At 71.7% G+C, this 9695-nt stretch carries 12 protein-coding genes; all 12 read right to left on the bottom strand.

Annotation, left to right across the window (positions count from 1 at the left end; all coding sequences use genetic code 11):
- The coding region (locus F8A92_RS17600; protein WP_153506483.1) for a conjugal transfer protein TrbL at positions 1-1125 on the bottom strand (1125 nt) is incomplete at its 3' end.
- A gap of 30 nt (positions 1126-1155) precedes the next feature.
- Positions 1156-1497, bottom strand: coding sequence for a DUF6112 family protein (locus tag F8A92_RS17595; protein WP_153506482.1), 342 nt, complete (start codon positions 1495-1497; stop codon positions 1156-1158).
- A gap of 159 nt (positions 1498-1656) precedes the next feature.
- Entirely contained in the window at positions 1657-1953 is a 297-nt protein-coding gene (locus F8A92_RS17590; RefSeq protein WP_228389550.1) for a DUF6112 family protein, read from the bottom strand.
- Positions 1950-3134, bottom strand: a complete 1185-nt coding sequence (locus F8A92_RS17585; RefSeq protein WP_194291569.1) for a M23 family metallopeptidase — start codon at positions 3132-3134, stop codon at positions 1950-1952. Before F8A92_RS17585 ends, F8A92_RS17590 begins: the two co-directional genes overlap by 4 nt.
- A 19-nt stretch (positions 3135-3153) precedes the next feature.
- Positions 3154-3858 carry a hypothetical protein gene (locus F8A92_RS17580; RefSeq protein ID WP_153506480.1) on the bottom strand — a complete coding sequence of 235 codons (705 nt, stop codon included), beginning with the start codon at positions 3856-3858 and terminating at the stop codon, positions 3154-3156.
- 84 nt (positions 3859-3942) lie between these two features.
- Positions 3943-5043, bottom strand: a complete 1101-nt coding sequence (locus tag F8A92_RS17575; RefSeq protein ID WP_153506479.1) for a ParB N-terminal domain-containing protein — start codon at positions 5041-5043, stop codon at positions 3943-3945.
- Positions 5036-5932 carry a hypothetical protein gene (locus F8A92_RS17570; protein WP_228389549.1) on the bottom strand — a complete coding sequence of 299 codons (897 nt, stop codon included), beginning with the start codon at positions 5930-5932 and terminating at the stop codon, positions 5036-5038. The genes F8A92_RS17575 and F8A92_RS17570 overlap by 8 nt, the downstream gene beginning before the upstream one ends.
- Positions 5933-6037: 105 nt before the next feature.
- The gene (locus tag F8A92_RS17565; protein ID WP_153506478.1) at positions 6038-6460 is read right to left on the bottom strand and encodes a hypothetical protein; all 423 of its coding nucleotides are present in this window, start codon (positions 6458-6460) and stop codon (positions 6038-6040) included.
- The gene (locus F8A92_RS17560; RefSeq protein WP_153506477.1) at positions 6457-7230 is read right to left on the bottom strand and encodes a DUF2637 domain-containing protein; all 774 of its coding nucleotides are present in this window, start codon (positions 7228-7230) and stop codon (positions 6457-6459) included. Before F8A92_RS17560 ends, F8A92_RS17565 begins: the two co-directional genes overlap by 4 nt.
- Positions 7227-8129, bottom strand: a complete 903-nt coding sequence (locus F8A92_RS17555; RefSeq protein ID WP_153506476.1) for a bifunctional DNA primase/polymerase — start codon at positions 8127-8129, stop codon at positions 7227-7229. The genes F8A92_RS17560 and F8A92_RS17555 overlap by 4 nt, the downstream gene beginning before the upstream one ends.
- Positions 8129-9214, bottom strand: coding sequence for an ArdC-like ssDNA-binding domain-containing protein (locus F8A92_RS17550; protein WP_153506475.1), 1086 nt, complete (start codon positions 9212-9214; stop codon positions 8129-8131). Before F8A92_RS17550 ends, F8A92_RS17555 begins: the two co-directional genes overlap by 1 nt.
- 199 nt (positions 9215-9413) lie before the next feature.
- Positions 9414-9617 (bottom strand): helix-turn-helix domain-containing protein, encoded by a 204-nt coding sequence (locus F8A92_RS19405; RefSeq protein WP_407643708.1) that lies wholly within the window; start codon positions 9615-9617, stop codon positions 9414-9416.
- Positions 9618-9695: the final 78 nt, after the last annotated feature.

Raw genomic sequence — 9695 nt, 5'->3', positions numbered from 1 at the left:
TGCTGCGGCACCGCCGCCGGCCGCTGCGCCGCCGGACGACGCTCCTGCGGTGCCGGAGCTGCCTGCCGCTGCCGGGGCGCTTCCGCCGCCAGCGGGAGGAGCGGCCGGGCCGGACCCGCCGCCAGAGCCTCCCGAGGGACTGCCGCCGGAGCCGCCGTCGAGTACCTTCTTCGCGCTGTCGGCGCCGCCTGGCCGCGACGGGATCGGGACGGGCCGGTTGAGGGACTGCTTGGCTTCCTGCTCGGCGGACATGGCGTGGTACATGTCGAAGCCGGCGAAGTGCAGGAACTTGTAGCTGATGTACGGGGCGAACGCGGCAATGAACATCAGCGCGACCCCGGCGATGGGCTGGCTGACCGAAGTCAGGTCCGCGTTGATGGGAGCTGCGACCTGGGTGATCGCGACGAGGAAGATCACGACGAGGACGAGCTTGGAGACGATCAGGGCGATCACGAACGAGGCCCACTTGGACAGCCACCCTCGGGTGGCGTCCCAGGACGATCCGGCCAGGGCGACCGGGCCGAACACGATCGCCACCAGCAGCAGCGCCTTCCTGATGAGCAGGGAGAACCACACGATGCATGCCGCTGCGATCGCCAGGCCGGCGAGGAAGATCGTCAGGATCGCCCCGGCGCCCGGCGCAGTCAGGTTGATGGCAGCCAGGCCGCCGGCAAGGAGGGCGATCCGATCGCCCATGCCGGACATGGTGTTGCCGGTGGCCTGCACGATCCCCACACACAGCTCGTCGGTGATCTCCAACAGCAGGCCGGTCAGCGTCAGCAGCACAAAGCTCCCGAGCACAGATTTCGCGAGCCCGAGGGCGGCTCTGCTCAGGGCCGTGGGGTCGCGGTGTATCAGGCCGGTGATGAGCTGGAGGCAGAAGAACAGCAGCATCACGAAGACCGCGACGCCGAACAGGATGTCGTAGACCCCGACGTAGCCGGCCGAGGTCACATCGACGGCGGTGGTGGAGTCGAAGACCGTCCAGACCTCCTGGAACAGCCAGGACGCGGCCCCGCCCATCGCCTGCGCCAGCCAGTCGAACGGCGCGGTCACCAGCGACGCGGCCGCGTCTCCGGCGACGTTGCAGACCATCGAGATGACCGGCACATCGCACACACCCATCGGGTTCTCCTTCCCTCAGCTCGGGTCGGGTCAGACGGACTGGCCGACGCCCCAGAAGAAGTTGATGAGCGTCACCGCCGCGCCGCAGATGATCGCGGCGCCGCAGGAGACGAGGACGCCGAGCTTGCCGCGCGAGGCGAGGTGCGGGTTGCTGCTGTTGGCGCCGAAGCCCCACACGATCGCCGCGGCGATCAAGGCGAGCACGGAGAGGATCAGGCCGATGGTCATGACCGCGCCGACGATCGTGCGGAGCTGCTCGATGCCGGGCAGGCCATTGGAGTTCGGGGTGATGTTGATGTCCTGCGGGAAGAGAGCGGGCACGGCGGCGACGACCAGGCTCGTCAGCGAGGACACGGGCAGGAAGACGGACATGGGCTGGGGCTCCTTCAGGCGACAGGGACGGTTCGCCTGACAGGTGCGCCCCTTGTCCACCGCAACCGGACCGCTACGTCCCAGGGCGCACGGAAGCCGCCCGGTCGAAGGGCTCCGGCCGGGCGGCTTCTCGGGTTTCGCGCTGTTCGGGCGGTGGGGCTACAAGGTTGCGCCGATTCCGAGGAGGAAGTTCATCCACGCGACTCCGGCACCGGCGAGGGCTGCGGCGCCGAGGGCGACGAACAGGCCGGTGCGGGCCTTGGTCGCGGCCTGGTAGTTGCCGTGTGCGGAGGAGACAGCCCAGGTGACCGCGCAGACGATGAGCATGAGGACGGCGATGATGAGGACGAAGGTCAGCAGGGCGCCGATCACCGCCTTGAGCTGGCCGGCACCGTCCACGGCGCCGAAGTCCGGGAACACCGACGCCATCGGAACGATGAGCGAGCGGGCCATCATGAGTTCCCTCCTGCGGTGCCGGCCGTGCAGAGCGCCGGAGTCGTGTCGGTGCCGCTGATGCCCTGCGCGTCGTGGGCTTTGAGCCAGGCGTCGGAGTCGACGGCGGTGGCGTTGGTGCCGCCGGGGCGTATCTCGAAGTGCAGGTGCGGCCCGGTGGAGTGGCCCTCGGTGCCGACGTCAGCGATGTGCTGCCCGGCGGTCACGAGGTCTCCGACCTGGACGTAGAGGCGTTCCTCGTGGCCGTAGGCGGAGGCGATGAGCTGGCCGCCGATGTTGTGCTCGATCACGATGAGGTTCCCGTAGCCCGACGCGGGGCCGGCGACCGTCACACGGCCGGCAGCCATCGCGAGGATCGGGGTGCCGAGCGGGGCGGCGTAGTCGGTGCCGGTGTGGAAGCCCTGCTCGCCGGTGATCGGGTCGACGCGCGCCCCGAACGGGCTGGACTTGACCCACGTTCCTTCCGGGAGCGGGAAGTCGATCTGAGTCGCCTGCGGCAAATCGGACGGCGCCGAGGCGCCCGTGCTGCCGGAGCCGCCGCTGTTCGCGCGGGTCAGGGCGGTGACGATGGCCTCGGCGACAGGCTGGTAGTTCTGATACCTGTCCGGGTAGGCGGACACCTCGACGGACTGCGCGGCCTGGCCGGGATCCATGCCCTGCCAGCCGGAGATGTCGAGCAGCCCTCTGGGGCTCGGGTAGTTGGGTCCGGCCGGGCCGCCGAAGAACGCCTTGGCATTGTAGACGGGGTCCATGAGCTGGGCGACGGTGCCCCAGCCGGACTGCGGCCGCATCTGGAACATGCCGAGGCTGTCGTGGTCGCCGCCGTCGCCGTCGTTGGGGTAGGTGGCCGAGTCGGGGTAGGCGCCGGTGTTGGCGAGCATCCGCAGCGAGGACTCGGTGAGCGCGGCCATGATCGCGATGACCGCGCCGGGGCGTCCGACGCCCTGGACCTGGCCTGCGACGGTGAGGATCGTGGCGGCGTGGGTGAGCTGGGTCTTGTCCAGCGTGACGCTCACACCGTCCTTGGTCGTGGCGGTCAGGGAGTCCGGGACCGTGCCGACGCTGAGGCTGCTGGTGGTGCAGGCCGCCACGGCAGACGGGTTCGCCAGGACGCCGACGAGCACGAGGAGCGCGGCCGGGCCGGCGAAGAGGAGGGCGGCGAGCCCTCCGGCGAGCTTCTTCATCACGACGACGACCGCCCTTTCAGGGAAGGGGCTTGTCGAGCTGCGTGAGTCGCAGGACCCGGCAGGTCGGGTAGGTGGGCTGGCAGGTCTCGAAGACGGTGAAGGAGACCTGCTCGGCGGTGGTGACCGGCTCGCCGTCCCACACGCCGGCCCGGTGCCGGGTCCCGGTGATCGTGTGGGCGGTCGTGCCCGGCAGGAGCGTCGCCTGGCCCTGCTGGAGCGCCTGCTTCCACGAGGACGGCACGGTCGCGGTGTCGATGGTCAGCCACTGGCGGGTCTCGTACTGCCGCAGCTGCGCCCAGGCCGCCGTGTTCGGCAGGTAGTCGGCCAGGTCCGCGGCCAGGCCCGGCGTCTCGTTCCCGGACGGGTCCCCGACGTTCACCACCTGCTGGATGTAGTCGGACGGGGTGTAGCCGGTGGCGGTATCCCAGGTGAACACCGCGACCGCGACACGGCGTGCGAACTGCTCCGGGTCGCCGGTCGAGGCCACCGGCACCGGCGATGCGCCGGGCGTGGCTGGTGCCGTGACAATCAGGGCGGGGCTGCCGGTGTTGCCTGGGCCACCAGGCGCTGCGTCCCCGGTGCCGGGGCCGTGGACGAGGCCGTAGACGCCCACGCCGATGAATCCCGCTGCCACGACGAGCGCGACGATGACGACAGCCAGGACTCGGCGGGGCCGGCTCTCTCCTGACCGGGAGGCAGACGGGGTTGCAGGCTCGTCCATGCGAGGGGGTCCTTCCACGAGGCGGTGTGCCGGGAAGGTGCGCGGCCGGCACCCGGAGCTCGCCGCCGGCGCCTTGCGGAGAGTTCAGACGGCGTGCAGGCGTGCTTGCCGGCGAGCGGCATCTGCGGCCTGTGCGAATGCGGCCGTGCCGGCGACGGTCTGCTCGAACCGCTGCCATTGCTCCTCGGTCAGCGCCGGGCCGACCTCGGCCGGGTCGCACCGCTCCCACCACAGCGCCAGCTCGTCCCAGGTCAGCACGAACGCGCGCACCGTCATCACCCCGGCCGATGCGGCAGGGGTGGCGGCCGGGCGGGGACGCTTGCCGCGCCTCTTGTCGCCGCGCACGCGGGCCAGTGCCTCGGCGGCCAGGCGTTCCAGCTCGACGGCGCGCGTCGGCGCCTCGGCCGTCCGCAGCTCGGCCGCGTCGCGGGCAGCACGGGCGCGCACGTCCTCGGGGATCGAGGAGTCGGCGGCGAGCTCGTCGAGCTCGGCCAGAGACAGCTCCGTGCGGGTGCGCTGGTGGGCGGCGGTGATCGACCCGCCCGCGTCGATGCCCTCCAGCTCCGCGGCTGCCCTCTCCCGGACCGCGGCCGGCTGGGACTCGTCGGCGGCCAGGCGCTGGAGCTCGCCGATGCGTTCCATGCTCGTGTACGAGGCGCGGCCGGTGACCATGACGGCGGCCTGCGCCCGGCTGTCCCCGGAGCCGGCCAGAGCGGGGCCAGTCGAAGCGGGGCCTGTTGACGGTGCCGCCACGGTGGCGGCACCGTGCGACCTGGGGTTCTGCCCGCCGGCCGTGAACCGGGAGGCCTCCTGCCGGCGGGCGGCGTCCTCGGCCATGAGCGTCTTCAGCTCCCGGTAGAGCGAGGCCTGCTCGGTCAAAGTGAGAGGCTTGTGCAGCAGGTTGTCGTCCTGCTCGGCCAGCAGCTCTCCGAGCCGGTCGCTGATCCCTGGCCGAACCCACACGTCGGCGGTCTTCCAGCCGAGCTTGCGCATCGCGGCCAGGCGTCGCAGCCCGCACACGAGGTTGCCGTCCGGGTCGATGGTGATGATCTGGAAGACGCCGTTCTCCTCCATCGAGTTCGCAAGGGCGTCGATGTCTCCGAGCTTGGCGCGGTGGCGGCGCCCGACCCGGATGGAGTCGAGTGCCCGCTGGAGCTGGATGTAACCGGGACCGCCACTACTCACGGCGCCTCCCGGCGTCGGGGGCGGAGGCGACCACCTCCGCCAGCAGCGGGTCGTCGGTCAGGAGCACACGCAGGGGCTCGCCGATCAGCAGGCGCAGCAGCACCCCGCGGCCGGCGGCGGTGTGGGCCAGATCGGGGTCCGGGTTGCCGAGCACGACCCGCAGCAACCCCATCCACGACGGCCCGGAAAGGCCCAGCAGGAGACGGCCGGGATAGTCGCGGCGCAGCGACTCGAACGCCGAGGTCCGGGAGGCGGACTCGGCCAGGCGAGCGCAGACGTACTCCACCCCGCCGCGGGCGATGGAGGAGGGCCAGCCCAGCAGCGTGAACAGCGCGATCGTGTCCTCGACGGCGGAGGCGACGCTGGTCGTCTCCTCGCCCGCGCTGGCCTGTTCGGGCTCCTCCTCGGCGTCGGGTGGCGGGGTCTGGAAGGCGGGGTGGTAGTCGGTCAGCAGGTTCTCCCGGTCGGAGAACCGCTCCGCGTCGTGGAAGGCCGAATACTGCGGCCGGCGGGCACGCCCCGTCGAGCAAAGCAGCCCCTGGCCGCGCTCTTCGGCGATGCAGGTCACCCGAACCGCGTGGGTGACCATCGCCCACGGGTCGTCCGCGGCCCGCACCGAGGGGCTGCGCATCGCCTCGAACGCCGCGGTGGCCGCCTCCCACGGGTCCAGACCGTGCTTCTTCGCCAGCGCGGCGTACTTCTGCGCGGCGTGACGCATCAGCGGCCCGACCTCCGGGTCCTCACGCCACGCACCGTGCCCCGTCTCGTGGAGCCGGGTCAGCAGTGCGCGCAGCCCCTCGGAGTCCTCGAAGCCAAGACCCCCGGCCTTCGGCTGGGCCTGTCTCGGAGATCGGCCCCCGGTCTCCTGTTGGGTGTTCTGCTCGCGCATGACGGCACCTCCTGAACGGCAGGTGCGCACGCGCTCCCCAGCACGCGACGTCCGCCCGGTGATCGGGCCGGCGGTCGACGTGGTGCTGAGCCGGTGCATGTCAGCTCACCTCAGCCCGATCCCAAAGCGAGTCGCGCCCGCCGGCGAGGCGCTGCGGCGGCCAAACGCGGTCACCGGCGGCAGCCGCCGCGCACGCTCACTGACCGCCCGCCGTGACGTTGCGACCGCCTGGCCCATCGGAGCCCGCGCGCGGCGGGCGAGATCGGCATGGAAGTCGATGCCCCGGCCCGCGGCGCGGGCGCTCGCCATGCTCATCAGCTCCGAGGGCCGCACCCACACGACGCCCCGCTTCACCTTCTCCGACGCTTCCGCCGCCGTCTGGGCCGAAGCCTTGCCCGCCGCTTGGGAAGGGTCCGCGTGCCGGGCGAGCTCGGAGACCTCCTGGGTCTCGGGACGGCCCGCGGTCGCGGTGCTGTTCGTGCTCTCGGCGTCCGGGTTCGCCTGTCCGGTCGGGTCCGTGTCGTTCATGCGGTCAGCTCCTCCTGTGACGTCCGGTTGTCTCGCCAGTCAGGTGCGTCCAGCGCCTCGACGCGAGTCGTCGTCCCGGTCGTCTCCGGCGCGGTGTCGGTCTTGGGGAACCAGCGCCCGACCGTGGACGGGGCGACGCCGAGTTCACGGGCGATGGCTTTGTTCGACCAGCCGTCGGCGCGCAGCCCGGCCGCGAGCTCGCGCCGGTCGCCTGGCTGCGAGGCGGCATCCGTCACGGGCACCTCCACCGCACTCGACATCGCAGAGGGCACCGCGTCCTCACCGGCTTCCGGCTCCTTGGACCACACTTGGGAGGGCACCTCGGCGGGCACGGCTCCTGGAGGACGGTGGGAGCGGACGAGGACAACGGTCAGGTGCGTGGAGGCCAGCAGCACCAGCGGCGGAACCGCGGCCACGCACCCGGCCAGCAGGCCAGGCACGCTCGGGTCCGCGGCCACGGTGGCGTGCAAAGCGTTCGCGGTCACCGAGACGGCGGTCCCGGCCATCAGCAGCAGCCACGGATACCAGGCCGCCCGGTGCCGGTCCAGAGCGGCGACGGCGACCGTGGCGACAACGATCAGCCCGTCCACGATCAACGGCCACGCCCACGCCTGCCGCCCTGCGACCCCGGAGCGTTGAGCCAGGTTCGTGAGCGCGGTGAAGGAGAGCCAGAACGCGAGGCCGGCGATCAGAACCGTCCCGACCGTCGCAGTTCCGACCGCAACCCGGCCACGAGGACCCGACCGATCCAGCACCTGCGCGGGACTCATGAGAGCACCTGCCCTTCGACCCGCACCGGGCGGCGGAACGCTTCACCGCGCCCCGGCGCGGAGGCATCCGCGCGCACCGGGATGGCGCCGGTGGCACGGTAGGCAGAGCGGATCGTGGTGACGACCTCGCGCGGCGGCAGGCCGATCTGCTCCGCCGCCGGCCCGAGCGCACCCAGGGTCACCGAGGGCGCGACGCCAGCCTCTGCGAGACGGCACGCGGCCCAGAACAGGCCCCGGTTGCGCTCGCCCTCCCCGAGTGCGGCGACCCAGCCGGCCAGCCGCTCGGCGTCCTCAGCTCGGGTCGCCCCGGAGCGGCGGAACGCCGGCTCGGGACGGGGGTCGAGGAAGTTCCGCAGCGCCGTCGCGTCCACCGGGGCCGGGTGCGGCTGCGCCCGGCCTACCAGCTCGTACCGGCCGCGTCCGCTCTCGCCCTCAACTAGCGAGGGCGACACGACGACGTATCCGCCGGCTCCCCGGAAGTCCACATGGACGCGGGCGGCCTGCCACGACGGTTGCGGCCGGGCCGCGTCCGCCGGGAAGTAGGCGTGCATCCCGCCCGAGGGCGTGCGCACCAGCGCCAGCCACCCGTCCACAAGCCCGGCGCGGCGGGCGCGGTCGAACGCATCGAAGCCCGACCCTGCCGTCCTGCGGTCGACATCGACGACCTCCATCCCGGACGCTTGCCCGGTCGGCGCACCGATGTTGGCTCCCGGCCAGCGCCGCCACCACGCGACGATCTGACCGCCATCCGTGCTTGCGTCGTGGAAGCCGTGCTCGACCAGCGGACGCTTCCCGCCCGGCACGCACGGGAACACCGGCACCCCCGTGGCTGCGAACCGTGCCGCCGCCTCCGACAACGACAGACCGGCGACCGCGGCGAACAGAACAGCGGCACCCATCACAGGCTCCTGACCGCCAGCTCGCGCGGAGCCGCCGGGCGCGGGAGGTTCGCCGCGACCAAAGGAACTCGCTCAGACCGCACGCCCCGCTCCGGCTGTGCGGTCTCGCGGGTCAGGCCAGGTGGGTCGCCGGCCCCGAGCTGCACCGTGTCCAGCGCGTCGAGGATCGCGCCCGCTGCTTTCCGGACCCGTTCGCCGGTGGCCTGGACGACCTCGGCCGGGTCCTTGTCCTTCACCGTGCCAGCCCAGCCCGACACGTAGGGAATCGTGTAGGCGACGGTGTCCATGCCGTGCGCGGCGCCGATCATCAGCGCGACGGACTCGGCTTCGACCTCGCCGATCCCGCGATGCCCCACCCAATCCGGGTTGTCGGGGCCGTGCAGCCGGACATGCCCCAGCTCGTGCGCGAGCGTCTTGACCTGGGCGGCGGGGTCCATGTTCGTGCGCACCGCGACGGTGCGCGCCGCGAAGTCGGTCAGCCCGTTCGCGCCGTGGATCAGGCCCTCGTGCTCGACCCGCAGCACCCGGTAGCCATCTGCCTCCACCAACGCAGACAAGCCGTCCCACAGCCCGGCCGGAGCCTCGCCTTCCAGCAGAACCGGCGTCGGTCGCTCCGGGTACGGGCCGCCGGTGGTCTGGGAGATGTCCCACACGTAGGCCGGCTTCGCCCCGACCATCCGCGAGCGCACGACCTCGCCGGGCCTGGGCTTCTCGAACCTCCCGAGGCGGCGCCATGACTCGGCATCCTGTGGGGTCGAGGTAGCGAACCGGCCGGTGACCGGCGCCATGATCTGATACCCCGGCTGCCCTTTGTTGACCTGACGGCCGAGGGCCTGCCACTGCTTGTAGCCGGCCACATACGTCGGCTCGGGGTCGGGCACCAGACCCTTCTCGAAGGCGTCGAGGTGCTGCACGAAGATCAGCAGCGTGTTCCCGAACGACCGCGACCGGAACCGCGCCGCGAACTCCAACGCCTGCCGCCAGTCGTCCGCGGAGACGAGTTGCTCGACCGAAGCCGTCAGCCGCTGGTGAAGGGCGTCCAGCTTCGCGTCACGCGCCGCTCGCGTCTCCTCCTCCGTCGCCATCGCAGACCTCCTCCCGGCGGAGCCAGCGGCAGGTGCCGCTAACCCTTGCGACCATGAGGTGCGCCGAGACGATCAGAGAGACGAGACGGGCGACGGAGCGAGGCTGCGACCGCCAGGTGTCACGATTGACCCGACGAGTCTTTACCGGACTACATGTTCAGATCGGCCCTGAAAGTCGGGAACCCGGAATCTGCACTCATCACCCGGTTGGGTTGCGCGCATCACCCGGACTGTGACGAGCCTTGCTACGGCCGATGGCCCGGTACTTGCTCGGTGTGACACCGACGCTACGGTGGAACTGGCGGGCGGCGAAGTCAGAGTCGCCCCACCCAACCTCCTGAGCGATGGCTGCGATCGGCTTGTCCGTGGTGCGTAGAAGACCTGCCATCCTCTCGGTGCGCAGCTGTCAAGGGACAGTAGGAACTGCCCGGTGGCGGACATGAAACCTGCCCGCTGACGGCCACAAGAATTGCCCGGTGGT

This window comes from Cumulibacter manganitolerans, assembly GCF_009602465.1.
Classification (GTDB): Bacteria; Actinomycetota; Actinomycetes; order Mycobacteriales; family Antricoccaceae; genus Cumulibacter; species Cumulibacter manganitolerans.
This window is presented reverse-complemented; position numbering and strand designations above follow the sequence as displayed.

Bases quoted from the DNA above. Each gene is read 5' to 3' on its own strand.
- F8A92_RS17595 (WP_153506482.1), bottom strand. From the start codon at position 1,497: ATGTCCGTCTTCCTGCCCGTGTCCTCGCTGACGAGCCTGGTCGTCGCC.
- F8A92_RS17590 (WP_228389550.1), bottom strand. From the start codon at position 1,953: ATGATGGCCCGCTCGCTCATCGTTCCGATGGCGTCGGTGTTCCCGGAC.
- F8A92_RS17585 (WP_194291569.1), bottom strand. From the start codon at position 3,134: ATGAAGAAGCTCGCCGGAGGGCTCGCCGCCCTCCTCTTCGCCGGCCCG.
- F8A92_RS17580 (WP_153506480.1), bottom strand. From the start codon at position 3,858: ATGGACGAGCCTGCAACCCCGTCTGCCTCCCGGTCAGGAGAGAGCCGG.
- F8A92_RS17570 (WP_228389549.1), bottom strand. From the start codon at position 5,932: ATGCGCGAGCAGAACACCCAACAGGAGACCGGGGGCCGATCTCCGAGA.
- F8A92_RS17565 (WP_153506478.1), bottom strand. From the start codon at position 6,460: ATGAACGACACGGACCCGACCGGACAGGCGAACCCGGACGCCGAGAGC.
- F8A92_RS17560 (WP_153506477.1), bottom strand. From the start codon at position 7,230: ATGAGTCCCGCGCAGGTGCTGGATCGGTCGGGTCCTCGTGGCCGGGTT.
- F8A92_RS17555 (WP_153506476.1), bottom strand. From the start codon at position 8,129: ATGGGTGCCGCTGTTCTGTTCGCCGCGGTCGCCGGTCTGTCGTTGTCG.
- F8A92_RS17550 (WP_153506475.1), bottom strand. From the start codon at position 9,214: ATGGCGACGGAGGAGGAGACGCGAGCGGCGCGTGACGCGAAGCTGGAC.